The 26,746-nt window shown below is 51.2% G+C and carries 24 protein-coding genes; 11 read left to right on the top strand and 13 right to left on the bottom strand.

Translation table 11 applies throughout. The features are described from left to right. Nucleotides 1-70: 70 nt before the first annotated feature. Both ACFOE0_RS19205 and ACFOE0_RS19200 read left to right on the top strand, forming a co-directional pair. The gene (locus ACFOE0_RS19205) at nucleotides 71-448 is read left to right on the top strand and encodes a hypothetical protein (protein ID WP_248934209.1); all 378 of its coding nucleotides are present in this window, start codon (nucleotides 71-73) and stop codon (nucleotides 446-448) included. 131 nt (nucleotides 449-579) lie between these two features. Further along, nucleotides 580-825 (top strand): hypothetical protein, encoded by a 246-nt coding sequence (locus ACFOE0_RS19200; RefSeq protein ID WP_248934208.1) that lies wholly within the window; start codon nucleotides 580-582, stop codon nucleotides 823-825. A gap of 5 nt (nucleotides 826-830) precedes the next feature. On the opposite strand, the gene ACFOE0_RS19195 is transcribed toward ACFOE0_RS19200, so the two are convergent. From ACFOE0_RS19195 to ahpC, 4 genes are all read right to left on the bottom strand, one after another. Continuing rightward, nucleotides 831-2,393, bottom strand: a complete 1,563-nt coding sequence (locus ACFOE0_RS19195; RefSeq protein WP_248934207.1) for an amidohydrolase family protein — start codon at nucleotides 2,391-2,393, stop codon at nucleotides 831-833. A 66-nt stretch (nucleotides 2,394-2,459) separates the two neighbouring features. Further along, a complete protein-coding gene (locus ACFOE0_RS19190; protein WP_248934754.1) occupies nucleotides 2,460-3,536 on the bottom strand; it encodes an AraC family transcriptional regulator in 1,077 nt (358 codons plus the stop codon). Nucleotides 3,537-3,745: 209 nt separating this feature from the next. Next, on the bottom strand, nucleotides 3,746-5,311 hold the full coding sequence (gene ahpF, locus ACFOE0_RS19185) for an alkyl hydroperoxide reductase subunit F (RefSeq protein WP_248934206.1): 1,566 nt from the start codon (nucleotides 5,309-5,311) through the stop codon (nucleotides 3,746-3,748). Nucleotides 5,312-5,486: 175 nt separating this feature from the next. Beyond that, nucleotides 5,487-6,056, bottom strand: coding sequence for an alkyl hydroperoxide reductase subunit C (gene ahpC, locus ACFOE0_RS19180; RefSeq protein ID WP_248934205.1), 570 nt, complete (start codon nucleotides 6,054-6,056; stop codon nucleotides 5,487-5,489). A 261-nt stretch (nucleotides 6,057-6,317) separates the two neighbouring features. Here ahpC and ACFOE0_RS19175 point away from each other — a divergent pair, with 261 nt between their 5' ends. Further along, entirely contained in the window at nucleotides 6,318-6,746 is a 429-nt protein-coding gene (locus tag ACFOE0_RS19175) for a DUF6985 domain-containing protein (protein ID WP_248934204.1), read from the top strand. Nucleotides 6,747-6,804: 58 nt separating this feature from the next. Here the strand turns inward: ACFOE0_RS19175 and ACFOE0_RS19170 are convergent, their stop codons facing one another. Then, complete coding sequence (locus ACFOE0_RS19170) at nucleotides 6,805-8,322, bottom strand: leucyl aminopeptidase (protein WP_248934203.1); 1,518 nt, start codon at nucleotides 8,320-8,322, stop codon at nucleotides 6,805-6,807. Nucleotides 8,323-8,607: 285 nt separating this feature from the next. On the opposite strand from ACFOE0_RS19170, the gene ACFOE0_RS19165 reads away from it, so the two are divergent. Then, nucleotides 8,608-9,738 (top strand): S8 family serine peptidase, encoded by a 1,131-nt coding sequence (locus tag ACFOE0_RS19165; protein ID WP_248934202.1) that lies wholly within the window; start codon nucleotides 8,608-8,610, stop codon nucleotides 9,736-9,738. 50 nt (nucleotides 9,739-9,788) lie between these two features. Here ACFOE0_RS19165 and ACFOE0_RS19160 read toward each other — a convergent pair whose 3' ends face one another. After that, on the bottom strand, nucleotides 9,789-10,991 hold the full coding sequence (locus ACFOE0_RS19160; protein ID WP_248934201.1) for an iron-containing alcohol dehydrogenase: 1,203 nt from the start codon (nucleotides 10,989-10,991) through the stop codon (nucleotides 9,789-9,791). A 113-nt stretch (nucleotides 10,992-11,104) separates the two neighbouring features. Between ACFOE0_RS19160 and ACFOE0_RS19155 the strand changes: the two genes are divergently transcribed. Further along, nucleotides 11,105-12,067: an AraC family transcriptional regulator gene (locus ACFOE0_RS19155; protein ID WP_248934200.1), complete on the top strand. Its 963-nt coding sequence runs from the start codon at nucleotides 11,105-11,107 to the stop codon at nucleotides 12,065-12,067. Nucleotides 12,068-12,092: 25 nt separating this feature from the next. On the opposite strand, the gene ACFOE0_RS19150 is transcribed toward ACFOE0_RS19155, so the two are convergent. The 4 genes from ACFOE0_RS19150 to ACFOE0_RS19135 all read right to left on the bottom strand — a co-directional run bounded on the left by ACFOE0_RS19150 (nucleotide 12,093) and on the right by ACFOE0_RS19135 (nucleotide 19,060). Beyond that, entirely contained in the window at nucleotides 12,093-13,634 is a 1,542-nt protein-coding gene (locus tag ACFOE0_RS19150; protein ID WP_248934199.1) for a DUF1254 domain-containing protein, read from the bottom strand. Between the two features lie 32 nt (nucleotides 13,635-13,666). Continuing rightward, nucleotides 13,667-15,688 carry an alkyl/aryl-sulfatase gene (locus tag ACFOE0_RS19145; protein WP_248934198.1) on the bottom strand — a complete coding sequence of 674 codons (2,022 nt, stop codon included), beginning with the start codon at nucleotides 15,686-15,688 and terminating at the stop codon, nucleotides 13,667-13,669. Nucleotides 15,689-15,748: 60 nt separating this feature from the next. Next, nucleotides 15,749-18,148 carry a TonB-dependent receptor gene (locus ACFOE0_RS19140; protein WP_248934197.1) on the bottom strand — a complete coding sequence of 800 codons (2,400 nt, stop codon included), beginning with the start codon at nucleotides 18,146-18,148 and terminating at the stop codon, nucleotides 15,749-15,751. Nucleotides 18,149-18,316: 168 nt separating this feature from the next. Next, nucleotides 18,317-19,060 (bottom strand): spermidine synthase, encoded by a 744-nt coding sequence (locus ACFOE0_RS19135; RefSeq protein WP_248934196.1) that lies wholly within the window; start codon nucleotides 19,058-19,060, stop codon nucleotides 18,317-18,319. A 294-nt stretch (nucleotides 19,061-19,354) separates the two neighbouring features. Between ACFOE0_RS19135 and ACFOE0_RS19130 the strand changes: the two genes are divergently transcribed. After that, entirely contained in the window at nucleotides 19,355-19,876 is a 522-nt protein-coding gene (locus ACFOE0_RS19130) for a DUF3332 domain-containing protein (RefSeq protein WP_115138089.1), read from the top strand. A gap of 64 nt (nucleotides 19,877-19,940) precedes the next feature. Here ACFOE0_RS19130 and ACFOE0_RS19125 read toward each other — a convergent pair whose 3' ends face one another. The 3 genes from ACFOE0_RS19125 to fccA all read right to left on the bottom strand — a co-directional run bounded on the left by ACFOE0_RS19125 (nucleotide 19,941) and on the right by fccA (nucleotide 23,731). Continuing rightward, complete coding sequence (locus tag ACFOE0_RS19125; protein WP_248934195.1) at nucleotides 19,941-20,678, bottom strand: dienelactone hydrolase family protein; 738 nt, start codon at nucleotides 20,676-20,678, stop codon at nucleotides 19,941-19,943. 83 nt (nucleotides 20,679-20,761) lie between these two features. Continuing rightward, entirely contained in the window at nucleotides 20,762-21,751 is a 990-nt protein-coding gene (locus tag ACFOE0_RS19120; RefSeq protein ID WP_248934194.1) for a 2-hydroxyacid dehydrogenase, read from the bottom strand. A 195-nt stretch (nucleotides 21,752-21,946) separates the two neighbouring features. Continuing rightward, a complete protein-coding gene (gene fccA / locus ACFOE0_RS19115) occupies nucleotides 21,947-23,731 on the bottom strand; it encodes a fumarate reductase flavoprotein subunit FccA (RefSeq protein WP_248934193.1) in 1,785 nt (594 codons plus the stop codon). Nucleotides 23,732-24,077: 346 nt separating this feature from the next. Here fccA and ACFOE0_RS19110 point away from each other — a divergent pair, with 346 nt between their 5' ends. The 5 genes from ACFOE0_RS19110 to asnC all read left to right on the top strand — a co-directional run bounded on the left by ACFOE0_RS19110 (nucleotide 24,078) and on the right by asnC (nucleotide 26,672). Beyond that, on the top strand, nucleotides 24,078-24,488 hold the full coding sequence (locus tag ACFOE0_RS19110; protein WP_248934192.1) for a hypothetical protein: 411 nt from the start codon (nucleotides 24,078-24,080) through the stop codon (nucleotides 24,486-24,488). Further along, complete coding sequence (locus tag ACFOE0_RS19105) at nucleotides 24,485-24,985, top strand: class I SAM-dependent methyltransferase (RefSeq protein WP_248934191.1); 501 nt, start codon at nucleotides 24,485-24,487, stop codon at nucleotides 24,983-24,985. The genes ACFOE0_RS19110 and ACFOE0_RS19105 overlap by 4 nt, the downstream gene beginning before the upstream one ends. A gap of 24 nt (nucleotides 24,986-25,009) precedes the next feature. Next, nucleotides 25,010-25,297 carry a hypothetical protein gene (locus ACFOE0_RS19100; protein WP_248934190.1) on the top strand — a complete coding sequence of 96 codons (288 nt, stop codon included), beginning with the start codon at nucleotides 25,010-25,012 and terminating at the stop codon, nucleotides 25,295-25,297. A gap of 114 nt (nucleotides 25,298-25,411) precedes the next feature. After that, the gene (gene rluA, locus ACFOE0_RS19095) at nucleotides 25,412-26,089 is read left to right on the top strand and encodes a bifunctional tRNA pseudouridine(32) synthase/23S rRNA pseudouridine(746) synthase RluA (RefSeq protein ID WP_248934189.1); all 678 of its coding nucleotides are present in this window, start codon (nucleotides 25,412-25,414) and stop codon (nucleotides 26,087-26,089) included. Between the two features lie 121 nt (nucleotides 26,090-26,210). Further along, a complete protein-coding gene (gene asnC / locus ACFOE0_RS19090; protein WP_115138097.1) occupies nucleotides 26,211-26,672 on the top strand; it encodes a transcriptional regulator AsnC in 462 nt (153 codons plus the stop codon). Nucleotides 26,673-26,746: the final 74 nt, after the last annotated feature.

Here is a 26,746-nt window from a genome sequence, read left to right as displayed (position 1 = left end):
CGTAATTAAAGGCACTGCGGTTTACAGCCATGACTTGTCTGCAAGCATGGTGTTATACACGAGGTGAAAAATGAAATTGGGTATCACATTCAGCATGGCATTGTTGCTGATAACCGGGTTTGGCAGCTTTGATGCCCACGCCAGTCGCTGGGAAGTTCGTCAGGAGATCCGTGAGGGTATACGTGAAGTTAACCGGGAGAAACGCGAAGCCGCCCGGGAAGTGCTCAACTGTAAAACCCGTCACTGTGTTCGACGCGAGATCCGAGAAGGTCACCGTGAAGTGGCCAGAGAAAAGCGCGAAGCTCGTCGCGAGATTAAGCGCGCCATTCGCAACAACCGGCACCATGGCCACCACCATCATAATAGTGACCGCAATGACTTTGTCACTGGCGCATTAATCGGTGGAGCAATAGTCGGAACCGCTGTGGCTATCGCCAATAATGACTAAGTTGGGCTCCGCCCCAATGCAAGGCAGACATCAGTCTGCCTTTTTCATGAATGGGCCGTTGCTGGAACAGACCACTGCAGCAGCCGAAATTATATGCAACAATGGGGCACGCTAATTTACCGTATTGAGATATGAAAGGACTGATACTCTCCCTATTGCCACTCATGCTTCTTAGTGGCTGTGCCCAAATTGCCTGCAACCACAGATCAGACAAAGGTGGTCCCTACGACAACCCCTGGTTGTCTGAGCAGGAGTGCGAACGTCAGGTGAGTCAGGCCCTGGACAAAAACCGAAAAGGCAAGCGCAGTGCCGAAGACATAGCCACTCAGGAAGCGCTGGATGCTTCACTGAAAGAGGCTTTGAAAAAATCACACTGACAGGCTCAAAGATAGTGGCCGATATCCATCTCTCTGCTGCGATTATTGGCCTCTTTAACCGACTGCAACATAGCGTCAAGTTGCTTGCGCTGAAGATAGCGTCCATTGACGATAACCGCCTCAATACTCCTGGTATTACCCATCTGCACCAAAGGGTTTTTGTTGAGTAGCACCAGATCGGCTCGCTTCCCTTCTTCAATATACCCGGCGTTGGAGTTCATCAGATCGGCAGGATGACTGGTGGCACTTTTCAGTACTTCGGGGATACTCATACCGGCCTGATTGAGAGATTGCAGTTCATCGTGGAGTGAAAAACCGGGAACGACCAGATCGGCGTTGGAGTCCGTTGCCGCCAGCAGGACAACCCCATTGGCGATCATGGCCTTCAGCAACAGGTGATGAGCATCTTTACGGGCTTGCCAAAAGTCCATCAAGAGTTCATTTTCCTCAACAGAATCAGCATCATCACGGCGAAAGCGATTACGCTCTGGCAACCAGCCAAAACCGGCATATTGATTACCTTCAACAATCCCCGGATTAGCGTATTCGAGCCGTACCTCGCCAAGCAGGTTCTCAAGGTCGTCAAACTGGCGCTCGATGCTTTCCATAAACCAAAGTACGCTGTGAACAGCAATCTGATTACCGGCAAGATCTTTGGCAATCCTGTCACTTCGCTCAGCAGCGAAATCACGAAATGCATCAGTTCCCTGTTGTCGCACAGAGCCAAAGTCACGCAGCAGGAGTTTGACCAACTCCTCTATATGGGCAATCTCCTGCTGTCCGGTACTGCTCAACTCATCGAGGTCCATATCTACAGGTAAATGCCCCAGTGTTGGTATGCCTGCAATACCCGCCTCAGCGTTGATTGCCCGATAAGTCTCCACATTCAGATCATATAACTTGATGGCGTCATAACCCTTACGATCCAGTTCCCATACTACTTCCCTTGCAGTCTCAGGGTCATATACATTGCGGCTGAAGCGGGTGAAATCCCGATAAAGACCAAGCCAGAATCCGTCAGTGTCCAATTGCGGAGAAGCCACGTACATTCTGGGGCCAAGACGTCCTGCGCCTATCTCATCCCTCAACGCCAGATGTTTTTCGGAGCCGGCCAACTCTCTGATATGGGTAACACCATTGGCCAGATACAGCAGCAGGTCGTTTTCACTGTGCATCACATGAGCATGTGAATCGACCAAACCTGGAATAAGAAACTTGCCCGCTCCGTCAACTTCGAACAGTTTTTTGGGTGCAACTATGTCATCCCCGATAGCAGCAATTTTCCCATCCTCTATCAACACATCAGTTGCTGGCAGCATTTGCTCACCATTCGGCGAAAGTATGCTGACATTGCGGATCAACAAGGGGCCATCTGTTGGCATGAACTGACTGGAGTCGACCAACTGAGTATCTGCACCATAAAGCTTTTTGATGTCACCGTGAGCCGAGTAGATAAACAGGACGACCAGGGTTAGTGACACGGCACCCAGCCAGAGTCCTCCTTTCATGATCCATTGAACCCAGCGTCTTGATTTACCTTTGGTTGTTGATTGTTGCTGTGCACTCATTTAGTTGGTCCTTGCGGTTGTTATTAGGGCCATTAAATGAATCGTGCCGCCTGCTGGCGTCCAGATTTATAAATCAGGACTATTTAAAGCACGTCGATACTGGCTGGGCGTCACCCCTGTCATCTTTTTAAATATCGCGTTGAATGCACTCTTGGAGGAGAAACCCGCATCGAGGGCCAGATTGAGGATATTATCCTCAGGATGAAGCTTCAGGCTGGCGCATACTTTGTCCACCCGATAGCCATTGATAAAGGTATGAAAGTTCTGCCCCTCATGCCTGTTCAAAGCCTCAGAAACAAGATGTGGCGACGCACCAATATGGCTCGCCAGCGCTGCCAGTGTCAGCCCACTGTCCAGATAAAGTTGTTTGGATTGCATCTGTTCCCGAATTTCAGCGATCAAGGCTCGCCCCGTATCCGAATCCATCGCTGAGGGCCCTGTTTTGTCCACTTCATCCGGCGGTGTTCTGCCTGGCTCCTCAGTCGGTTTAGACTCGACTACAGAAAAAAGTGACGGATTCCGCCATTGAGCAAACCCTATAAAATAGATGAGTGCGACAATTATAAGGTCTGCCAGAAGCACCAGGAGCTGACTGCCTGAGCCGTAATTGAGTACAGCTTTTAGGGACCATATTGCAAAGTTGAACCCCATCAGGGTAATCAGCCAATTGAATATGTTGGGATTAAAGGAAGCCAACTGTTCGCTCGCCTGACGGCGGTAACGCAATAGAAACCTTAACGTCAGCGCCGAATAGAAAAACGCCTGAGAAAACACAATTAACTGGCTAAGCCTGTATTTCCAGATGAGTGGCTCAGCAGAGCCTCCCGGACTAACCAAGGCAAGCATCTGATTTCCATCAAATAAGGTGTCAAAGTTAATTAAATAACAGGCCAACAAAGGGAGGAAATGCACGCTGTCAGCCAGAGATAAGGGCATGCTGGAGACAGTCGTACGGATATAGAGGTATGAGAGTGCGCCGTAACAGGCTGGAAGATAGAAAACCGGCCCAATTAGCCAGCCAACCCCAAAGATATGGCGCTCTTGAACAATAAAAGGCAGCAGGAAAGAGATGGCTAATCCCAGGCACAGCCCCCCCAATATTCGACTGCCACGATTCACTCTTGAGTCGAACACCAACAGCACAAACAAGATAAAGCCCTGCAAGCTACCAATTACAAAAATATAGTCCCGCAGTTCCTGCATCCCAATGCCTGCCCGGTTGAAAGTTAATGAAAAGTAAACACACTTCCGTCTTAAGCTCAAGCTGGGTGATGATAAGCATCGCTGTCGGCAGCTTACCTGCAAACAAAAACGCCTGCATTCAGCAGGCGTTTTTTCAATTCAATTCAGGGTTAAGCAGCAACCTCTGTGACTTCCTCTTCGCTGTTGCGGATGAGGTAATCAAAGGCGCCCAGCGATGCGGTAGCGCCGCTGCCCATGGCGATGATGATCTGCTTATAGGCAGAGTTGGTTACATCGCCTGCGGCAAACACGCCTGGCAGAGAAGTTTGACCCTGACCATCGACAATAATTTCACCGCGTGGTGTCAGCTCAATGGTGTCTTTTAACCACTCAGAGTTAGGTACCAGACCAATCTGAACGAAGATACCTGCCAGCTCAACATGGTGGCTATCGCCGGTTGCGCGGTCAGTATAGTTCAGACCGGTCACCTGCTTGCCATTGCCCAGCACTTCAGTGGTCATCGCCTGAGTAATAATGGTGATATTACCCATAGAGTTGGCTTTACGTTGCAGCACTTCGTCGGCGCGCAGCTTGCTGTCAAACTCAAGAACAGTCACATGCTCAACGATATTGGCCAGATCGATAGCCGCTTCAATGCCTGAGTTACCACCACCGATAACTGCCACCTCCTTGCCCTTGAACAGCGGGCCGTCACAGTGAGGGCAGTAAGCTACACCTTTACCACGGTACTCCTGCTCACCCGGTACGTTCATTTCGCGCCAGCGGGCTCCGGTCGCCAGCAGCACAGTTCGACTCTTCAGTACCGCGCCGTTTGCCAACTCGACTTCAAACAAGCCATTCTTACGCAGTGCCACAGCCTTGTTGTTGTCCATCACGTCCACATCATAGTCGCGAACGTGAGCTTCCAGATTGGCGACCAACTTTGGACCTTCAGTAGACTTCACCGAGATAAAGTTCTCGATACCAACAGTTTCACTCACCTGACCACCAAATTTGTCAGCCAGTACGCCGGTTCGCAGACCTTTACGGGCAGCATAAATCGCAGCTGATGCACCTGCTGGCCCACCGCCAACCACCAGCACCTCAAAGGCTTCTTTCTCAGCCAGCGCCTCTGCCTGACGAGCCTCAGCACCTGTATCCAGACGGTTGAGGACCTCTGCCAGTGAGATACGTCCCTGGGAGAACAGCTCACCATTCAGGTAAACAGAAGGTACCGCCATGATGTTGCGTTCAGTCACTTCTTGTTGGAACAGAGCACCATCAATCATCACATTGGTGATATTCGGGTTGATGGCCGCCATCATGTTCAGCGCCTGAACAACATCAGGACAGTTCTGACAGCTCAGAGAAACATAGGTTTCGAACTTATACTCACCGGGCAGATCACGAATCTGCGCGATTTGCTCTTCAGTCAGTTTAATTGGATGACCACCAGTGTGCAGCAATGCCAGCACCAGAGAGGTAAATTCATGGCCCATTGGCAGACCTGCGAAGCTGATGCTGGTGCCGCGTACACCGGTAACCTTCATGGAAGGAGTACGCTCGCCTGACTCACTTTTTACAGATACCAGATCCGACAGAGAAGCGATGTCCTCAGCCAGGTGCACAAGTTCCTGTGCTTTTGGGCTGGCATCTGCAGAAACGATGAGCTCAACCGGGCTCTTGAGGTTTTGCAGATAGGTTTGCAGTTGATTCTTTAAGTTCGCATCCAACATGATGACTCCCGATAATTTCTGGTATTTCTAAAAAATGCTCTGCTAATGCTAAATTGCAGAGACAAAATGGCCCGGGCATTCGGGTGAAAGCCCGGGCCATCCGCTGATGAGGACACAGAGCAGAGATGGAGGAACTTACTCTGTGTCTTACATCATCCTGTCACGTTCAGGCAGATTAGATCTTGCCTACCAGGTCCAGAGATGGAGCCAGAGTTTCTTCACCTGGCTGCCACTTGGCTGGGCAAACTTCACCATCGTGAGTTGCAACATATTGGGCAGCCTGTACTTTGCGAACCAGTTCGCTTGCGCTGCGGCCAATACCCAGGTCGTGGATTTCAGCAACTTTAATCTGACCTTCCGGGTTGATTACGAAGGTACCGCGCAGTGCCAGACCTTCTTCCTCAATCATCACGCCGAAGTTACGGCTGATGGCACCGGTTGGGTCACCGATCATTGGGAAGTTGATTTTGTTAATGGTGTCAGAAGTGTCGTGCCATGCTTTGTGAGTGAAGTGGGTGTCAGTGGATACTGAGTAAACTTCAACGCCCATGGACTGCAGCTTCTCGTAGTGGTCAGCCATGTCACCCAGTTCAGTTGGGCAAACAAAAGTGAAATCAGCAGGGTAGAACATTACTACAGACCACTTACCCAGCAGATTCTGCTCAGATACGGAGATGAATTCACCGTTGTGGAAAGCTGTAGCGTTGAAAGGCTTGATTTCGGTGTTGATGATAGACTGTGCCATATCTTTAAAGCTCCATTAATCGTTGAATCTTTGAGAATTCTTAAGTAGGGGAAGGTGTCATTGCCCCGTCGTTGAGATGCATATTACGGGCACAGTTCGATTAAGGAAAGAAGATAAAACCTATAGGTCTAATCGGTTTTTGCAATGAATCAAAATAGCATCAGTGAAAAATCGATTAGTGGCTGACGACTTTATAAACTGATAGCAGTTTTACTGTCAGGAAAGACCTCCGGATTGACCAGGTCAGCCCCAAGAACAAACATGATTCATATATTTGAACAACTGACATTCAGAGGTTTTGGCTGGCGCACCATGATGTTCAGTGAGCTGATGGCTGCTGAAGTCCATCTGATAGTAGAGGGAAGCGCAGATAAGCCGCCTCAAGACTGGCAAAGGCGAACTCTGGATAAATTCATTTCTCTGCAGCGCCGACTGGAAATCCCCGTTTACCGGGCAATTCACGCATATTATCTGGATACAATAAAAGAGCGTCAGGTTGGTGAGCCAATGGACATAGAGCAACTGAAGCAACAACTTATCCCTACCGGAATCATCATCAATGATCTATCTGAGGATGATGAAGAGATAGGTTTGTTGTTTGAGTGCAGCTGGGATCCAGAGCATGGTCTGGGAGTGCGCTTGGCACGCTGGCAAATAGATGAAGTGGGTGGTCAGGATATATGTTGGTGAAGGGACACCTGACTCTAACAAAAAGCCCCTGAACTCAGGGGCTTTCGAAATCAGACTGTTACTTCTGCTCTTCTGTCAGCCAGTAACTCAGCAGTCGCACACCGTGACCGGTTGCCCCCACAGGCGCCACGCCTGTGCCGGATGAAGTCAGCGCGTCACCGGCGATATCCAGGTGCGCCCAACGGCTATCGCCGACGAATTCCTTCAGGAACATAGCCGCAACAGATGCCCCCGCAGTGCTGCCGGTATTCTTCAAATCGGCAATATCAGACTTAAGCTCGTCCCCATAGGCTTTGGCCAGCGGCAGACGCCACAGTTTTTCGCCCACTCGCTCACCGGCAAAAGTCAGCTCATTCACCATTTGAGCGTCATCACTGAACAGGCCGGTAAACTCACGACCCAGTGCACGTACCTTGGAACCGGTCAGTGTCGCTACATCGACAATCATTTGTGGCTGATAATACTCACGGGCATACCAGAGACCATCAGCCAGGATCAGGCGACCTTCTGCATCTGTGTTGGTCACTTCAACCGTTTTGCCCTCGGCAGTTCTAACCACGTCTCCAGGACGCTGCGCCTTGGAGGAAACCATATTTTCCGCCAATGGCATTACCGCAACCACATTCACAGGGGCTTTTTGCATCGCCATGGCTTTGACCGTGCCCAGCACAGTCGCGGCACCTGCCATATCAGACTTCATACGGACGATAGAGGTACCTGTGGCCTTGATGTTGTAACCCCCTGAGTCGAAGGTAATGCCCTTGCCTACCAATGCGATAGGGGCATCATCACTGCCTTGCCACTGAGCGACGACCAACATAGGTTCGCGCTCGCTGCCCTTACCTACACCAACCAAAGCGCCCATATTCAGGTCTTCCAGATCATCCATATCCAGCACTTTGACTTTAACACCCAGCTTTTTCAGCTTTTTCGCTTCTTCGGCGAAACTGCCCGGGTACAGATCTTCCGGCGTCATATTGGTCATATCACGGGCCAGGAACACACCGGCTTCAACGGCTTGCAACTGCTTGTGCAGAGCTTGGGCACCATTGGCATCATCCGCTACCAGGTGGAAGTGCTTCGGTTCAGCATCGGACGCTTTGTAATGGGTAAAACGATAGCTTTTCAGTTCAATACCGTGGGCGAATTGCGCCGCAAATTCATGGCTGTCAGCGATCCCCTGGGTCAATACACCAACCTGCTGTTTGGGCAAGCTGTTCAGTTTAGTCGCCAGCTTTCCGCCCAGCGTGTTGATTTCTCCCTCAGTCAGGGCATCGTCACCCAGACCAATCACCACCAATCGACCAGCCTCTATCCCATTAGGAGCCAGTACTTCCAGCATTTGTCCCTGAGCCCCCTTGAACTGAGCAGCCTCGGCAGCACGTTTAATCTGGTTTTTGGTATCGGTTGGCAGGCTGGCAGCGCTGTACAGCTCGCCATCCTGCTGTTGGAACAGCACCAACGTCTTGGGTTCCTGATTCAGTTCTGAGCCAAAACTGAAGGTTTCGGCGATGGCTGGGGCAGCGGTCAAACAGGAGGCGGCCAACAGGCTCAGGGTAAAAGGTATCTTGTTCATAGCGGGCACTCTTTTGTTTTTTTAATTTGTGTTCTTATGCTTTTTGGGGCCGCAGGATAACAAAAAGTGTGACATGAATTAAGAAATTAATAGAGTAATTAACAATGAGTTACATTTAACCCCCGAATTTTTGCCTGGCTGAAATCAAACTTAAGCATGAGAAAAATTCAAGTACTCCCTTGCAATCATTTTTCAGACCGCTTAGGGTGTTGATACAACTTGTTACAACCTTGTAACAGCAGTAGTTTGTGATACCCACGTATATAAGATAAGGGACTACAAACAATGAAGAAATTGACTCTTTCCGTTGCCATTTCCATGGCTATTTCCCCTCTTGCTATGGCTGATAAGCCAACTTTTAACGGTGCAGCTCTCGATATGGAAGTTGCCAACACCTGTATCGTTCGTTTCTCCGATGACATGTCAAAATTCGATGTAGAAGGTAAGGCCCGAGGCATGGTTGCCCGCGCCAATGCTCAGGCAAAGCACCTTTACAAGAACACCATCAAAGGGATGGCGGTTAACATGAGCTGTGACAAGGCAAAAGCTGCCTTTGGCGGCGAAGCTGACATCATGCACTTCTCTCCCGATGGTAAGGTATTCGCCTCAAAAGGTAAGCCTGGTGGCGGTGGTGGCTCTGGCCCACAGCAAACGCCATGGAGCGTAACTCGCGTAGGTGGCCCGGTGGATGGCTCTGGTTACACTGCCTGGGTACTGGATACTGGTATCGACCTGGATCATGCTGACCTGAATGTTGACAGCAGCCGTGGTTTCTCTGCATTCACCAAAGGCAGAAACGCCGGTATGGATGACGGTAACGGCCACGGCACTCACGTTGCCGGTACTATTGCCGCACTGAACAACAACAGCGATGTCGTCGGCGTTGCAGCCGGTGCAACCGTTGTACCAGTCAAGGTTCTGGACTCCCGGGGTTCAGGTAGCTGGTCTGGTGTGATTGCCGGTGTTGACCATGTGGCAGCCAACGCCAATCGTGGTGACTGTGCCAACATGAGTCTGGGTGGAGGCTTCAATCAGGATCTGAACGATGCAGTCGCCAATGCCGCTCAGCAGTCTGGCGTATTCTTTGTGGTTGCGGCGGGTAACGAAAGCCAGCATGCAGGCAATGTTTCGCCAGCGAGTACTGAACACCCTAATGTGTTTACCATCTCAGCCACTGATTCCAGCGACCGCTTTGCCAGCTTCTCCAACTATGGCAACCCACCGGTTGATTACGCTGCGCCAGGTGTAAGCATTCTGTCTCTGCGTGCAGGTGGCGGTACCACAACTATGTCCGGCACCTCCATGGCTTCTCCTGCTGCCTGCGCCGTACTCATGATGACCAATGGCAACCCATCCACTGATGGCCGCGCCAGCAATGATCCGGACGGCAATGCCGACCCAATCATTCATCTGTAATTTGTCTGTGAAGACATACTAAAAACGCCCGGCTATTGCCGGGCGTTTTGTTATGCCAACTTCCGCAAGACTGAGTAACAGTCCTCCTCTTGCATATACCTGGGCACTGCATAGAGCATATGAGACTCAGCAAAAGCGCGCTCAGTGATCACTCTGAAATCCCGCTCTGTCAGTTGTTCACACTTACCGGGCAATCCCAAAGACTCCCGCAACTGCTCCAGTTTGTCGATAAATTCACGCGCCAACTCCAAATCACTTTGTCCTGGCTCGCCAAGACCACAATGTCTTGCCAGCTCTGCCAGTCTGGATGCGCAATTGGGCAGGGAAAACCTGAGCACATGAGGCAAGACCATAGCGTTGGCGACACCATGGGGCACATGGTAAAAAGCCCCCAATTGATGGGCAATACCATGGGTATAGCCCAGTCCTGATTTGGTGAAAGCGATTCCGGCATAACAGGAGGCCATCGCCATGGCTTCGCGGGCACCCAAATCACCGGGCGTGCTCATACAAACAGGCAAATTATGCCAAATCAGTCTGGCGGCACTCAGGGCATATCTGTCGGTTGAAGATGTGGCATTGGTTGAGATATAAGCCTCTACCGCGTGGGTCAGCGCATCATAGCCTGAAGCTGCGGTCACAGCAGGCGGCAACCCAGTCATCAATTCAGGGTCAAGCGCTGCCGCTTCCGGTAGCAGTACCGGATCGGCAACAGGCAACTTTTTCCCTGTTCCGGCCACAGTCACCACAGCCGCTATAGTGACCTCAGAGCCAGTCCCCGCCGTAGTCGGCACCAGAAAAAGTGGCGCCCCCTTACGGCGAATCCTCAAAAGCCCTGAGCACTTGTTTACCGGCTTATTCAAAAAGGGCAGCACAGCTATCATCTTGGCCGCATCCATGGGAGAACCGCCGCCAACCCCGAGTACCGCATCACACCCCAGAGATTTAAAGCGCTCTGCTCCCCGGGTTATCTGCTCGTCAGTGGGATCCGGTGTCACCTCATCAAACACGGAAACCCGTACGCCAGCCTGCTCCAGCATCTGCACCATAGGCTGATACAGGCCAATCTCTGTCAGTGCTTTGTCTGTCACCAGCAGTACATGGTTAAAACCGCCACGACCAACAAACGCCGTCAATTGACGGGAGGCACCGGGGCCGGAATAGATGGCGGGCATCTGCATGGGCAGAACATAAGAAGCCAGCTTTATCGCCTTAACTACCAGCCACCAAAACCCTGTTTTCAGCCTGAACATATGTCCTCACTTATGCATTTATGGTATACCCAATGCACTGTCACAAAATTAACAAAAACATGACAACACTCATCCCGAAAACTCCTTCAACCATAGGAACCTGGGCGCTTTTAATGGCCAGGTCGATCGCAAGCTATGGAGTCGATGCAGCCGCTGTCTTCCGGCAGGCTGGACTCAACCTTGAAGACGCTCAACGGGACAGTGAAACCCGATTCCCGGTTCGTCAGATGGCAGAGGTCTGGCAATTGGCGGTTGAGCAAACCGGTGATCCCTGCATCGCTCTGACCCTGACCCGCTATTTTCAGCCCTCCACATACAGCGCTCCCGGGATTGCCATGGTTTCCAGCCGTAATGTGCTGGAGGGACTGCAGCGCTGTATTCGCTATTTCCGCCACACCACGGATGTGGCCGATATAGATATACGTGACAATGGAGACTTGCTGTCACTCGCCATCAGCATTCCGCCGGAGAACCAGCCCTGTGCACCGGAGGCGATTGAGGCCTACAGTGCCACCGCCATCAAACTGTTCAGGCTGATGGTCGACGAGGAGTTCAGCCCTCAATCGGTCAGCTTTTCCCACCCTGCTCCGGCAGATAAAGTCACTGCATTCAGCGAGTTCTTCGGCTGCCCGGTCACCTTTGATGCCACAGAGACGCTATTGACCTTTGAGCGCAGCGCCCTGCTGAAACCCCATATGTTTGCCAACCCTGCGCTGGCGGCCTCTCTGGATGAGTGGATTACCGAGCGTCTGGCCAGTTTTACCGAAAGCCATTTCGCCACCCGGGTCCAGAAGTACCTGCTTGACCATATGCTTTTCGATCAACCCGATGCCGAGATGACCGCCGCTCATCTGAATATGAGTGTGCGAACCATGCAGCGACATTTGAAGAAAGAAGGGGTCAGCTTCAACCAGCTGCTCAACGACTGTCGTCACCATCTGGCTATTAAACTGGTGGCGGAAAAGAAGCTGCCCCTGACCGAAATCGCCCTGATGTTGGGCTTTGCCGATCAAAGCAGTTTCACCCGGGCCTTCCGTCAATGGACAGGTGTGTCCCCCAAGCAATACAGTGCCTGAGCCCCTTACCGGGGCCCATCTGCAATTACTGTTTAACCGGTACTACGCCAGGCAGGAATCCCTCTACCGTATCCCAGCTGCGTACATCTTCTGTAGGCAGATATACACGCATATTAAGACGGAAAATGCCCTGCTCAGGAGTCGGTAGCCAGTTGGACTCGAGCCCTTCAGGCGCAGTGCTTTGCAGGTAGAGAGTCAGCGAGCCATCCTCGTTGTACTTAAGACCTTCAGTGCTCTTGCGAATGGCATATCTGTCGATAGGGTTGTCTACCAGCTGATAGTCATCACCGTAGAGGGTAATGGACCAGAATCCACCATCGAAAGAGGTTGGGATCTGCCCCTTTTCAAAGTGCAACACATACTTGTTTTCCCCTCCTAACAGAGAGGCATTGTTGATATCTGAGTAAGTGTGAAAGTAGACAGCTTCTTCCGGCGAATGCACAAACAACCCCTGCACAGCTCCCTCGGCGCGGGCCAGATAGTCAGTGCCGTAGTCGCCGCCCACAAAATCCACATTCCACTTGTTTTCCGACTGGGTACCGCGGAACTTCACCTTCCACTTAATGATGTCGATACCGGCTTTCATGGCACGGGCAAGCCCCCGCCTGGTGGGTTCATCCAGTTTTGCCGGATCAAATGCCTGAGTGTCACTCAGACCTATGAGTTTGAAGCTGTTGAGGATGGCGCGGTTTTCCCCTACCGGAGGGTTTTCCATCAGCAATTGCGACAGATAGGAATAAAACGCCAGTTCACCCTTTTTCAGACGGGTTTCAGGCAGATTCAGCACAGGCGCAGGTAGCTTTTCGCGCTCGGCCTTGCTCAAACCAAATTGAGACAATGGCATGGCATCAAACTTCTGTTGCAGCTTGCGTACCTGAGCCACCTCACCCGGGTTGTTGGAGTAGGAGGCAATTCGCAGTGCCACAATGGCAGAGTCATTGGGCATGCGCATCTCTACCACACCATCCGGTAATTCACCCTGCCAGTCAGGCCCAACCAGGGCGAAATAACCGCCCTTGCCTTCAGTGGTACGGGTGCCGATATAGTGCTGGTTCACCATATAAGCATCAGCCACCTGAATCGAGAAGTACCTTTCTTCAATATCCGGCACCTTCATAATGTAAGGTTCATCCGCCAGATTGGCGTAAAGGCCTGAGTAAACCGTATCCGGGTTTGGGGTATAGGGCATTTTTGATTTGGCGGTAGCCAAACCTGAGTAATGTCCCCACTCGCCGGGGCCGGCACAGGGACAGGTGTCTTTGATGCGCTCCAGAACCACAGGATTCATACGCAGATCCCGCTGCACATCCATCATCACCATGGGAATGGCAAACATAAATGCCTGAATACCTGTGGCGTAGGCCCACTCCTCTTTGGCCTTGGCATCGGCTTCTTTAATCAGCCCCTGAAACTCATGGTTGTTCACCTTGAACATATTAAGAATCGGATGCCCCTTGGCTGCCATAGCCTGTTGTTGAGGAGCCTTCTGTTCAGCCAGTGCCACAGGGGCTGAGAAGGCCAGGCCGGCGGCCACGGCAGTCGCAAGCAGAGATTTTGTTATTGTCATTGGATTAATCCTTTATCTTCTGTTCCGATCCCTCAGGGAGTGACCAGGTTGAATTTGCCATCCGGCTGTTCGAACAACAATAGAAAGTCAATTAATGTCAGAGGGTTACCTTGTACATCCAGGTTGTCAGAAAAGAGCGTCTGCTGAATACCCAACTGTCCGGTCAACATATCCACCAGCAGGGGTCGGGTCAGTACCACGCCGACATCTGAGCTGGCATCAGCATCCACGGCCTTAAAGTGCATTACCGCGTTCTCAATCCACAGCAGGTAGTGCTGATCCAGATCGCTGAAAGAGATCCTGACTTTAGTAGTGACCTCATCGGCCTCTTCAGCCTTTAGCCTGACCGCCAGCGACTGAAAGAACTTATCTACCGAGGTTTGGGCCAGTACATCACGCATAGTGTTAAGGTCGACCCCTTTATCCGGCATTCCCCCAGCCAGTTCCTGAGCCGCCACCAGATAGGAGTTGCGCCAAGAGCCTGCCTCCGCCTGATAACCCAACTGGGTATAAGCCTTTGCCAGTAAAGCTTTGGCATCTTTGTTATCGGCATCTGCAAATACCAGATGATTCAGCAGCTCTGCCGCCCAACGATACTCGCCCTCATCAATAGCCGCCTTTGCTGCGGTTATTACTCCCTCGGCACCACCCATCAGACGCACATATTTGGACGCCGACTGCTCAGCAGACAAGGGATCAAGGTTGGCCGGGTTGCCGTCATACCAGCCCAGATAGAATTGATACACAGCTTTGGCATTGTGTTTCAGAGAGCCATGGTACCCCCGGGTAGACCAGTTCTGAGCCAGTGACGGTGGCAGCTCAATACGCTCAGCGATCTCCTCGGCATTGAGTCCCATATTGAACCAACGTACCGTTTGGTCATGCACAAACCGATAGATATCCCGCTGCTTGGTCAGGAAGTCCTGGATCTCCCCCTGTCCCCACAAGGGCCAATGATGACTGGCGAAGTAAACATCTGCACCGGCAAACAGTTGGCGCGCCTCTTCGATATAGTGGCTCCAGCGCACAGCATCCCGGGCCTTGGCTCCCCTCAGGGTGTAGATGTTATGCATATTGCGGGATACCAGCTCGGAACCGCAGAAAGCATTAAACTGAGGCAGATAGAAGGTGAACTCAGAGGGAGACTCGGTTTCCGGCGTCATCTGAAACTCTATCTCGATACCATCGACGGTCACTGTTTCACCGGTTTCAGTAATCACCCTGTTTGGTGGCAGAATGCCAAAGCTTCCCATCACTGGACCCTTACCCAATCCGCTGCCTATATACCCATCCGGCGCCACCGGCAAATGGGAGCCATACATGAGTCCGGCTCGGCGTCCCATGGCAATACCGGCGATAATATTTTCACTGGTAGCCTCTTCCATAAACCCTTCCGGGGCTATGACAGCCACTTCACCGGTCAGCACCTGTTCGAGACTGGCCACCGCCAGTGCGCCACCAAAGTGGTCGATATGAGCATGGGTGAAGATGATCGCCTTGATAGGCTTGCGCTCCAGATGAGAGAAAGCGAACTCCAGCGCCTTTTGGGCAGACTCCTTTGATGTCAGAGGATCGACTACTATCCAACCCGACTCCCCTTCAATCAAAGTCATATTGGCCAGATCAAATCCACGCAGTTGATAGATACCCGGTACCACCTCAAACAGACCACGGATATTGTTCAGCTGCGCCTGACGCCAAAGACTTGGGTTGGCCGTTTGGGCAGATTCAGCACCGTTTAGAAAGTCAAAAGACTCTGCCGACCAGATCTTCTGCCCATCCCGATAGATATCTATCTCTTTGGCCTCAGCTATCAGACCTTTTCTGGCCAGCTCAAAGTCCCGGGTGTTATCGAACGGCAGACTTTCCCTGACCTTTTGATGTGCATCCAAAGTTGCCACTGAGGCCTGCAGTGAATCTGCATCCGGTTTTTCCTGAGCCTGACCACACCCCACCAGCAGGGCGACAGCGCAACCCAAAGTCACAGCGCTGCGAAAGGAGTGAAAACTGCCGGCCCTGGGAGGCTTCTTACTGATGTTCAACGATTTATCCATGACTTACCTCTTTGGCTGCTTTCCCTGCAGCACTGCCATCCTGATGATTGAATCTCTTAACTAGTAAAAGTAGTAGCGGGCTTGCACACCTATGCTGCGTCCCGGATCAACCATCTGGCTGTACACACCAGGGGTCAGCGGCGTATCAAACGCGAAACTTGAAGTGATTTCGTCAGTCAGGTTTTTCCCCACCAGCGCCAGCTCCCAACCTGAGTCAGAGATAATGGCCGTGCGGGCATTAACCTTGGCAAAGGCATCCTGTTTGGTAAGAGGATTAAGATCTGTGGCAGTGTAAACTTCAGTTTGATAGTTCACATCCAGTGTTGTGCGCCACTCCCAGTCACCAAAGATATAGGTGACATAGTCCAGCCGCATACTGGTACTGAACTCAGGTACCAGAGCATTGGTTTCGCCGGTCAGGTCACAGGTTTTGCCATTGGCTTCTATGTTGTCCGGCACCAAAGCGGTACTGGTAAAGCACTTGGCCCCCTTGAAAGAGTCCCAGTTGAAGTCTGTCCAACCCACACTGCCCGACAGGGTCAGCTCATCAGTCAGCAACCAACGACCGTCCAGCTCAATTCCCTGAGTGGTTGCCTCACCGGCATTCTCCACGACAAAGCCCAGGCTGCCGTCGAACACAGAGGTTTGCAGATCATCAAACTGCATCACAAATGCGGCAAGGTTTAGTTCAGCAGCGCCACCGGCCAGAGTCATTTTGCTGCCAATTTCGTAGGAGATAACCTCTTCGGCTTCAAACTCGAAGTTGCCTGCCAGATTGGAGCGGGCATCAAAACCCCCGGCTTTAACACCGGTCGCCACACTGGCGTAAACCATGCTGTCGCCCAGGTCATAGCTGACGGTGACAGAAGGGGTGACATGGCTGTCATCGCGTTCGGCAGCGATATCATGTTGTTCTATGGTGCCCACCAGCGGGTTGGCAACATTCTGAGTCGGCGTGCCGAACAGTAAAGGGTCCAGGTATGGCAGGTTGGGGCCCAACATGGCGACATAAGCAGGCCCCGGCAGACCAGGCAGTCCGAATACATCCAGAGTTGATGCCAGCGCAGCAGGCTTCACCAGTGGCATTTGTGCAATGGGCGTACCTGTCACCGGATCAACCAGATCCATGCGCTTACGCCCCTCTTTATGTTCATCTGTATATCTGAGCCCAAGTGTGGCACTCAACTTGTCTGTCAGTTGATAGTCCAGTTGGGCGAACACAGCCCAGAGATCTGAGTCGCTGGCATAGTCTCTGAGCCCTCTTACCGCCAGTGGATATACAGCAGAATTTTCGGTGTAGGTCAGTTCGCTGGACTGATAATAAGCACCGACAATATATTCGAGATCTCCACCGAGATCTGAGGTCAGGCGGACCTCCTGGCTGAACTGGTCATAGGCCTCTTCAAACTCTGGAGAGTACATCAATACCCGGGCGGTGGAGTCCTGATCTTTACTGCCATTCAGTTCATAACTTTGCCAGCCTGTCACCGCATCCAAACTGTGATTGCCCAGGTCCCAGGACATATCCAGGGTAACGTAATCTATGCTGGCGTCTTCCCGCTCCTTTTCACCCAGCGCCGGGTTGGTTCTGGCGGTTTCATGGCCCAAAGTGTAGTAGCCAAGCTGGGCCAGCAAAGGAGAGTTGGCCTCCACCAGTGCAGGTTCTGCAACCACCACCAGCGGACGCCCTTTAATCGTGTCGCTGTCATGCTGGAGCTTCAGATTGGCATTGAAGGAATCAGTAGGATTCCAGTCCAGCGTCAGGCGGGTTGCCAGGCTCTCTCTGGCAGGAATGGTGTCATCAGTGGCGGCATTGTAGATATAGCCCTGATCGTTTTCATAGCGGGTCACCAGGCGGGCATTCAGAGTGTCAGTCAGCGGACCGGAAATAAAGCCCTCAAAATCAACCTTGTCCCCTTCGGTAAAATAGCTTGTGGCCAGCCCTGCTTCGAAAATATCGGTGGGATTTTTGGTGGTCAGATTCAAGGCGCCTGCCGTGGTATTCATGCCAAAGAGTATGCTTTGGGGGCCACGCAGTACTTCTACCATTTCCAGATCCAGAAACGCACTGCGCATCAGCACGCCACGACCACGGTAGATACCATCTACATAGGTTCCGACAGTCTGCTCAAAGCCCTGATTGGCACCGGATCCCAGCCCGCGCATATAGATGTTGTAACCCTGACCGGATTTGGTCACGGTAAAGTTGGGCACATAGGCTGCCATCTCTTCCATCTGGGCGATATTGTTTTCCACCAGCATGTCGCCATTTACCGCTGTGATGGAAACCGGCACATCCTGTAGGCTTTCCACCCGCTTTTGCGCTGTAACTTCGATAACTTCGAGGGTTTTCCCCTGCTGCTCTGCCTCTTCGGCCATGGCCGTCAGTGGTGACAAGCTCAATGAAACCAGACAGGCCAACAAAGTTGGATTAGAGGGAAGTGATTTGAATGTCGACATGCTTATCAGCCTTTTCTTCTACGCGTTATCGCCCATAACTGCATACTGGACGAACAGCGTGTTGAAAAATTGTTATCAGCCGACAGGTTTTTGTCGAAAAGCGACAGTTTACGTCAACCTCAAGGTGACAGTTGACGTAAACTGATGAAAAGTAATGCTAAAGCCGTTTTATTCCCAGGGACCGAAACGGCTCAGACTGCGGGATACCTGATAGTCCAGCTTATCTGACAGGTCATCGGCGGCAGATTTGAGACTATCTTCTCTCAGGGTGCCCGCTGCCCGTGCCGCAAAGATCACCCAATTGCCGCCGGACGTAAGACAGGCATAAACCTGGGCAAAATTAGCTTTCAGCCTGGAGAGCAGAGCGTCATCCCGACTGTGCTCTTTCCAGCAATTAAGTACCAGCATGCCGTCAGCTTTGAGTAATCGCAGCGCACCATCAATAAAGGCCTGGGACAGTTGGCTCTCATCGACGCCATCATTGGTATAGATATCAGCAAAGATAAGGTCTGTACGCTTATGCTCTGCCTGCTGCAGAAAAGTCAGTGCATCAGCTTCGATTAATTGCAGTTTTTTACTGGGCTGTACCCGAAAGTATCGTTTGGCCGCCTCAATCACCGCCGGTCTGAGCTCCACTGCACTGAGTTTAATACCTGCATCATAATGACGCAGGGCATGCAGCATAGAACCACCGCCCAGCCCCAGCACAATGGCTGATTTTGGCTGCATAAACATCAGACTGAGCAACATCCCCTGAATATAAGTGTGCTGGGGAATATGGGGAGCCGCCTTCAACTGCTTGCTCTGCTCATCGCTGTCACCAAAGGACAAGATACGGTACTGGTCATCCTCCAACACCCGGATCTCTCCAAGTGTATCCTCGCCCTGCCACAACAGGGAATAATCAGACATTGAGTCGCCTTATATCAATTTTCGCTAGATTAAAGCGTGGGATTATACGCTCTGTCGCCACCAGGTTGCAGCAGCAACAATCACCACACAAGTGTAAACAGCAGGAAGCCAACACCCGCCTCACCACACCAAAGGAAAACACCTGCAAACACCCACAGACAATCATGACAAACCTGCTACCAATACACTCAATTCACTAACCAAAAGATGTGAGCAAAGGCACAGTCGCAATTTCGCCGATGGTTAGAATCTGCACTCCAAATATTAATGACTATTCACTTCGGGATTGAATTTATGAAACTGAGCAAAGTTGGCGCTGGTGTTGCGCTGCTGATCTGTACTCAACTGGCTGGCTGTATGGGACAAATGGGTCTGAGCGGCCTGGTGACCAAAGGCAACCTGAGCGTAGTTGACAACCGTTATGGCCGTGCCGGTCTGTACATGCTGATGGCCCCTGTATACGGTATTGCAGCCACTGCTGACCTGTTCATTTTCAACAGCATTGAATTCTGGACTGGTAAAAACCCAATTACCGGCAAGTCTCCAGCCCTGGTTGATACTCCAATCAACTCTATCATCAAGGTAAACGACAAGCTGGATAAAGATCTGACTACTGCTCCGGTTAAGCTGACTCAAGCCCGTATGACTGCAGTAGATGCTGACACTCTGGCGATGACCATGACTTTTGAAGATGGCAGCCAGCAGGTAATGACAGGTCGTAAGCAGGGTGAAATGGTTGATTTTTACCTGGACGGTCAATTCATTGCCAGCGTAAGCACTTCTGAGCTGGAAGCTTATGTAGCTGAGCGCGCGTAATCATTTACGCATTCAGTAAAAAGGGCAGCCTCGGCTGCCCTTTTTTGTATTCATGACGGGTGAGCTACAACAATACCCGCTTAAAGAAGGCTACTGCCTTCTGGCACATTAACAAGGATAACTCTGGGTCATACCTGTCGCCCTCATCCCGCATAAAGGCATGCTCGGCGTTTACCTCAGTCCAACTGAAGTTACACTCCTGAGCATTCAGCTCCCGGTAGATAAGCTCACGGCCTTCCACCGGCACATGGGGATCCTGACGACCAAACACCAGTTGCAGTTCCCCCTGAATATCTCCGCATCGCATCAAAGTCTGATTGCCCGCTTCACAAGGTAAGGTATTTGAGTGCAGGTCAGTCGCATAAAGACAAAACGCACCACGAACATCCGGATTTAGCGCGGCCCTGAATGCCAGATGACCACCGATACACACACCTATGGCCCCTATCTGGCTGGAGCAAAACTCCTGAGCCCGGGCAAAGTCCACCAGTGCAACCGTATCTGAATCATGACTCTCCAGCGGCTTGGTGTGCTTATCTTCATTGCCCTTATCTTTACCGGCGTCGTCATAACCAAGCACTGTGCTTATGGGATTAAGCTCGTGAAACACCTCAGGAACCAGCACCACAAAACCATGACCAGCAAGCAGAGTCGCCAATCTTGATATAGGGCCAGTGTGCTGAAAAATCTCTGAATAGAAAATAAGGCTGGGGAAGATACCCTCCCGATCCGGACGGTACAGATAGGTTCGCATGGTGCCTGTAAGGGTCTCGACATCATGGACTTCGCGGGTCACTTTCATCTTTCGCTTCCTTGATCTTCCAGTGAACTGATGGCGTCTTTGCTCATTCCTGAAATGCCGCCGCCATTATGATTATATCTTTTCTAAAACAATTCGTTGCCGCTTCGATTTCCATCCAGCACCGCTCTGGCATTACTGAGTGTAGTATTGGCAATGGAGTCCAGCGCCTCATCGGTCAAAAAGGCCTGATGACCTGTGAATACCACATTATGGCAAGCCGACAAACGGCGGAATACATCATCCTGAATAATTTCGTTGGACTTATCCTCGAAGAACAGATCCTGCTCGTTTTCATAAACATCCAGTCCGAGGGAACCGAGCTGGCCAGTCTTCAAAGCTTCCATGGCATCAAATGCATCCAGCAAGCCACCACGACTGGTATTGATTACCATGACCCCCTGTTTCATTTTGGCAAAGCTCGCGGCATTTAACAGATGATGATTGGTATCCGTCAGGGGGCAGTGCAGGCTGATGATATCGCATTGGGGAAACATCTCATCCAGAGACACATAGGGAACGCCCAGGGCTTTCACCTCTGGATTGGGATAGGGATCGAAAGCCAGCACCTTACAGCCGAAGCCCAGCAAAATACGTATGGTGGCCAGACCGATTTTACCTGTACCAATGACGCCCACGGTTTTGCCAAACATATTGAAACCCACCAAACCGTCCAGGTTGAAATTGGCATCCCGGGTTCTTTGATAGGCTTTGTGAATTTTTCGATTCAAGGTCAGCATGATGGCAATGGTGTGCTCCGCCACAGACTCAGGCGAGTAGGCCGGCACATTCACCACCTGCATGCCAAGGCGTTTGGCAGCTTGCAGATCCACATTGTTGAACCCTGCACAGCGCATGGCGATTACTTTGGTACCATGGGCAGCCAGCTCTTCCAGAATATCACTGCTCAAGTCGTCATTGACAAAAGCACAGATCACCTCAAATCCCCTCGCCAGCAGCACAGTTTTGGCACTCAACCTGAGATCAAAATACTCAATCCCGGCGCCATACTCCTGTTTGATGGCATTGAAGTGTTGCATGTCATAGTGCTTTGCACTGAAGAAACCGATTTTCATTGCTGTCTCCTACCGCAGGACTCATGAAGAGACATTGAGTGTATTGCATCGGGCAGGCTTTGTCCTGCTCTTGTCGGGCGGAAAAACAGCAATAAAAAAGCGACCTCGGAAGGTCGCTGTTTCAGTTCCCTCTGACGAGAGATGGTATCAATGCCCTGGCATTTGTTTGGAATGTGTCAGGCAATTACTCTGGGGTTACTTGCCTGCCTTCTCTGCATATTGGGCAGCATCTTTACCCGCGATGCGACCAAAGGTCACGATGTCAGAGATGGCGTTACCACCCAGGCGGTTGGCACCGTGCACACCACCGGTAATTTCACCGGCTGCATACAAGCCCTTGATGATGTTGCCCTTGGCGTCTTTTACTTCACCCTTGGTATCGATTACCACACCACCCATGGTGTGGTGAACAGCCGGTTTAACTTCGATGGCATAGTAAGGGCCATGGTTCAGTTCACGAGGCATGTTTGGACGACCAAACTGCTCATCTTTACCCGCTTTTACAGACTTATTGTAGGCAGCAACAGAGGTTTCCAGATTCTTGGCAGGCACGCCCATCTCTTTGGCTAGATCGGCCAGCGTCTTGCCTTCCTCAACGATATGCAGGTGAACATAGCCTTCAATCTTGCTCAGAGACTTACGCACTGAGTCATCGAATACCAGATAAGCACTGGCGCCTTTCTGAGCCAGGATAGCCGCAGAAGCTTTGTCACGGGTGGTGATTTCGTTGACGAAACGATTACCTTCGCGGTTAATCAGAATCGCACCGTTACCACGTACAGCCTCAGTCACCATTACACCACCAACAGGAGAATAAGTTGGGTGAGCCTGAATGTACTGCAGATCGCGGGTAGCAGCACCAGCCTGCATGGCTACGTCCAGACCGTCACCGGTTGCACCTGGATGGTTGGTCGCCGCAAAGCCTTTCAGCTTGGCGTCATACTTGGCAACACGCTCATTGTTGCGGGCAAAACCACCGGTAGCCAGTACTACGGCATCACTCTTAATCACGTAGTAACCAGTGTGCTCACCTTTCACCAGTACGCCAGTTACCTTGCCACCGGCTTCCAAAATACGAACCACACGGCTGTTCAGGCGAATATCGGTACCACGTTCAATGGCGGCATCCCACAGCACCTGGGCCACTTCTGCACCCACACCGGCACCACCGGTTGGACGGTGAGAACGGTTAACGCTGGCGCCCCCCATGCGGCCCACGTCGTTCATGTCTGCGCCCATAGCCATCAGCCAGTCGATGGAGTCAGAAGAGTTATTGGCCAGTACTTTAACCAACTCTGGGTCATTCAGATTACGGCCACCTTTCATGGTGTCTTCAATCATGATGGACTTCTTGTCCTGAATGCCTAATTTGGCCTGAGGCTTGGTTTCAGCAGCATTCATGCCACCGGCAGCCAGCTTGGTGTTACCACCCGGGATAGGCTCTTTTTCCAGCAGGATAACGGAGGCACCGTCGTTACGGGCAGCAACTGCTGCGGCCAGACCGGCACCACCGGAACCAATAACCACTACGTCGGTAGATTCAGTTGGACCGGCAGCAATAGCCTGATCCTGGGCTTTCTTATCGGCGTCTACAGGAACAAACTTACGCTCCCACTTGCCCTGGAATGGCATGTCATAACCAAAGCTATGGCAAGCGTCACAGTATGCCACTGACTTCTCGTGGCCTTTGTGACATGAAGTACAGGCGATATCACCAATCAGGTGTGAGGAGTGAGGTGAAACTATGTCTTTTGGATCATTGGCTGCGACTTCTTTCAAGTCACCGTGACAACTGACGCACTGACTGTTTTCATACTTGAGATTGTCATCAGTCGGTCCCTGCTCAGAGGCGTGACAGTTTTCACAGCCGCCCATTTCAGTGTGAAAATCTGCCAGATATTCGGCATCAGCATAAGCCAATCCACTCATACAGGCTGACACCAGAGCCGCCAACGCAGTTTTGCGCAACACAGATTTCATGATTAATTTGCTCCCCATCCATTTGATCTGCAGGTCTAACCCGGGCGACAATCAAAACACTGCAAAACAAGAATTTAAACCGATAAGATGCCGCCTCGCGTTAAAAACATAGCACTATCTAAATGGAGGTATAGATAAGCGGGTCACAAAACTATCTTATTGATACAACAGGAGTAAAAAACTGTAATCCATGTAGAATTCTGACAAAAAACTCTGTGATTTCATCCTCAATAGGGTTTATTCGCGTAGAGGCTGCCACATCCAATACCGCCGCGATGTGATCCCTGCCCGTTCTTTCGAAGCCATTATCTTGTTAATCTTTACGTTTTGCGGTGATAGATCACAGATGAAAAAGTCATCGATATCTGAAAAGCAGTTTTGGGTGCAACGGCTGGGTAAAACCAGTTTGCGGGCACTGCATATTCTCGGTATTGCCGGTAGTGGTGGTGGAATTTTGCTTGGCGTTCCTCAGTCACAGTGGATGAACTACTGGGTTATGGCAATGATCACCGGCAGTGCACTGATGTTGTGGGAAGTGATTAGAGACTGGCGTTGGCTTATCCAACTCAAGGGGGTACTCACCATAATGAAGGTGGTTCTTCTGGCACTGTTTATTCCCCTGCCCGAGTATAAATCCGCACTCTTTATTGTCATTTTGCTGTTGTCAGTAGTGGTTTCTCATGGTCCATCCGGGCTCAGGCACTATTCTATTGTTCATCGTCGCCGACTCGAAAGTAACAAGGAGATCAAAGGATGACAGATCTGCTGCAACACTTTCCCTGGCCTGCATCTCCGGGCCACTTGCTGGATCTCGCCTGTGGTACAGGTTACAGAGGCCTGAAAGCAATGGCGCTTGGGCACAAAGTCACTTTTATCGATAAAGATTTGAGTCGTTTATTACCGGAGGTCAGGCAACATCCACTGGCTGAGTTGATTGAGCTTGATTTGGAAACCGGCATCATAGATTTGGGCCGGGAAGGCTACGACAGCGTATGGGTATTCAACTATCTGCATCGACCGCTGATGCCAGCCATTGCCAACTGTATCAAGCCAAAAGGTATTCTGGTTTATGAGACCTTTACCTGGGAGCAGGCAATCATAGGACGCCCCAGAAATCCGGCATTTTTACTCAATAAAAATGAGTTGCAACAGACATTTGCCAATTGGCAGCCATTACATTACTTTGAAGGATATCAAACGGGTTTGAGCCAGGGGCACTTCAAAGCACAACTGATCGCCCGCAAACCGGAGTAACAGATACCGACATAAGGAGAGGCTGTGTTTCCCTATCCGGATGCTTACCGCCTGATGGCACCACCACTGACAACAGTAGCCATGGTGTTATGGGCCATTATCGCCGCCCTCCTGTTCGCTCCCGGCTCGGCATTTGCCAATTACCCCCTGTTCTTACTCTTTCCTTTGGTGCTGATTCAACACATCTACTTGATTTGGTACGCCCACGGCATGGGACGTCTGGACCAGTTTTTCTATGCCCTGGTGCATGGTCCTCTGGCGTTCGTCGTCTGGACTTTTTCCATCATGCACGTGGGTGGCAAAGGCTTCTGAACACATCCTCACAGAGTTAGCCCAAAGAGTCAGTTCATCGCCTTTTGTCTTTACTTGCGTTAACAAGCGAAGGTGAGTATCTTTGCGGCGCCTTTTAACCTGTCGTGAACCCAAATGCCTGACTTTATCTATCAACCACCCACGGATCCCTGGCTCAATGTCCTCCATGAAGACAAAGACATCATTGTGGTGGATAAACCGTCCGGCCTTTTGTCTGTTCCCGGCCGGGATCCGGCCCACAGAGACAGTATCTATGCCCGCATTCTGGAGCAACATCCCAATGCCCAGATAGTGCACCGCCTGGATATGGCAACTTCCGGGGTTATCGTTGTGGCACTGCGCCGCAATGCTGAGCGCGAACTAAAACGTCAATTCCGCGACAGAGAAACCCATAAGATATACTACGCCAGAGTGGCGGGACATGTTCGCCCCCAGGGTGGCAGTGTTGACCTGCCTTTGATTTGCGACTGGCCCAATCGCCCCAGGCAAAAAGTTGATCACCAGATAGGTAAGCCCTCACTGACCCACTATGAAGTTGTCAGTTATGGCAAACGCTCAACACTGGTCAAACTGACACCGATTACAGGTCGTTCGCACCAGTTGAGAGTACATATGATGGCCCTGGGTCATCCCATTCTGGGTGATGGCTTCTATGCTGATCCTCTGGCCAAAAGCCTGGCGGACCGCTTACTGCTGCACGCAGCTGAGCTGACTATCACTCACCCCTATACGGGAGAGCCAATGACTTTCAGTGCTGCTGTGCCTTTTGAAACACATGTTGGTGATCAGTAATCAGTTTGTCGTTGATTAAGTCGCTGTTGAAGATGCTTCACAATCTCAGATTATTAAGTGGCATATTTTCAGCGAAAACCGTAAATTGCTTATTAAATAAAAACGAAAGTAGCAATTTACAATGGAAGTCTCATATCAACGTGACAAGCTGGACAATCAGATCCTCGAAGCCTTGATGAAAGATGCCAGAACCCCGTTTGCGGAACTGGCAAAGCGCTTCGGCGTCAGCGCCGGTACCATCCATGTGCGGGTGGAAAAAATGAAGCAGGCCAATATCATCACGGGTGCCCAAATCACAGTAAACCCAAAAGCGCTGGGATATGACGTCTGCTGTTTTATAGGAATCAACCTGAAAAGCGCCGGCGATTACCCTTCCGCCCTCGCCAAGTTGAATGCACTGGAAGAGGTAGTAGAGGCTTACTACACCACAGGCAACTACAGCATCTTTGTCAAAGTCATGTGTCAATCAATTGATGGACTGCAGCATGTACTGATCAATCGCATTCAATCTATCGACGAAATCCAATCTACTGAAACGCTAATCAGCCTGCAAAACCCTATCGTCCGGGCCGTTAAGCCCTAATCTCATTGCATTGTCCAATGCATGGAATGCATCACTCCAGATGCATTCCCCCAGTCTTCTCTCAATTCTTCTAT

Origin of the sequence: Shewanella submarina (assembly GCF_042646185.1) — a bacterium.
GTDB classification, from domain to species: Bacteria; Pseudomonadota; Gammaproteobacteria; order Enterobacterales; family Shewanellaceae; genus Shewanella; species Shewanella corallii.
The sequence above is the reverse complement of the archived record's forward strand: the minus strand, read 5'-3'. Positions and strand labels throughout refer to the sequence as shown.

Bases quoted from the DNA above. Each gene is read 5' to 3' on its own strand.
- ACFOE0_RS19205 (WP_248934209.1), top strand. From the start codon at position 71: ATGAAATTGGGTATCACATTCAGCATGGCATTGTTGCTGATAACCGGG.
- ACFOE0_RS19200 (WP_248934208.1), top strand. From the start codon at position 580: ATGAAAGGACTGATACTCTCCCTATTGCCACTCATGCTTCTTAGTGGC.
- ACFOE0_RS19195 (WP_248934207.1), bottom strand. From the start codon at position 2,393: ATGAGTGCACAGCAACAATCAACAACCAAAGGTAAATCAAGACGCTGG.
- ahpF (WP_248934206.1), bottom strand. From the start codon at position 5,311: ATGTTGGATGCGAACTTAAAGAATCAACTGCAAACCTATCTGCAAAAC.
- ahpC (WP_248934205.1), bottom strand. From the start codon at position 6,056: ATGGCACAGTCTATCATCAACACCGAAATCAAGCCTTTCAACGCTACA.
- ACFOE0_RS19175 (WP_248934204.1), top strand. From the start codon at position 6,318: ATGATTCATATATTTGAACAACTGACATTCAGAGGTTTTGGCTGGCGC.
- ACFOE0_RS19170 (WP_248934203.1), bottom strand. From the start codon at position 8,322: ATGAACAAGATACCTTTTACCCTGAGCCTGTTGGCCGCCTCCTGTTTG.
- ACFOE0_RS19165 (WP_248934202.1), top strand. From the start codon at position 8,608: ATGAAGAAATTGACTCTTTCCGTTGCCATTTCCATGGCTATTTCCCCT.
- ACFOE0_RS19160 (WP_248934201.1), bottom strand. From the start codon at position 10,991: ATGTTCAGGCTGAAAACAGGGTTTTGGTGGCTGGTAGTTAAGGCGATA.
- ACFOE0_RS19155 (WP_248934200.1), top strand. From the start codon at position 11,105: ATGGCCAGGTCGATCGCAAGCTATGGAGTCGATGCAGCCGCTGTCTTC.
- ACFOE0_RS19150 (WP_248934199.1), bottom strand. From the start codon at position 13,634: ATGACAATAACAAAATCTCTGCTTGCGACTGCCGTGGCCGCCGGCCTG.
- ACFOE0_RS19145 (WP_248934198.1), bottom strand. From the start codon at position 15,688: ATGGATAAATCGTTGAACATCAGTAAGAAGCCTCCCAGGGCCGGCAGT.
- ACFOE0_RS19140 (WP_248934197.1), bottom strand. From the start codon at position 18,148: ATGTCGACATTCAAATCACTTCCCTCTAATCCAACTTTGTTGGCCTGT.
- ACFOE0_RS19135 (WP_248934196.1), bottom strand. From the start codon at position 19,060: ATGTCTGATTATTCCCTGTTGTGGCAGGGCGAGGATACACTTGGAGAG.
- ACFOE0_RS19130 (WP_115138089.1), top strand. From the start codon at position 19,355: ATGAAACTGAGCAAAGTTGGCGCTGGTGTTGCGCTGCTGATCTGTACT.
- ACFOE0_RS19125 (WP_248934195.1), bottom strand. From the start codon at position 20,678: ATGAAAGTGACCCGCGAAGTCCATGATGTCGAGACCCTTACAGGCACC.
- ACFOE0_RS19120 (WP_248934194.1), bottom strand. From the start codon at position 21,751: ATGAAAATCGGTTTCTTCAGTGCAAAGCACTATGACATGCAACACTTC.
- fccA (WP_248934193.1), bottom strand. From the start codon at position 23,731: ATGAAATCTGTGTTGCGCAAAACTGCGTTGGCGGCTCTGGTGTCAGCC.
- ACFOE0_RS19110 (WP_248934192.1), top strand. From the start codon at position 24,078: ATGAAAAAGTCATCGATATCTGAAAAGCAGTTTTGGGTGCAACGGCTG.
- ACFOE0_RS19105 (WP_248934191.1), top strand. From the start codon at position 24,485: ATGACAGATCTGCTGCAACACTTTCCCTGGCCTGCATCTCCGGGCCAC.
- rluA (WP_248934189.1), top strand. From the start codon at position 25,412: ATGCCTGACTTTATCTATCAACCACCCACGGATCCCTGGCTCAATGTC.
- asnC (WP_115138097.1), top strand. From the start codon at position 26,211: ATGGAAGTCTCATATCAACGTGACAAGCTGGACAATCAGATCCTCGAA.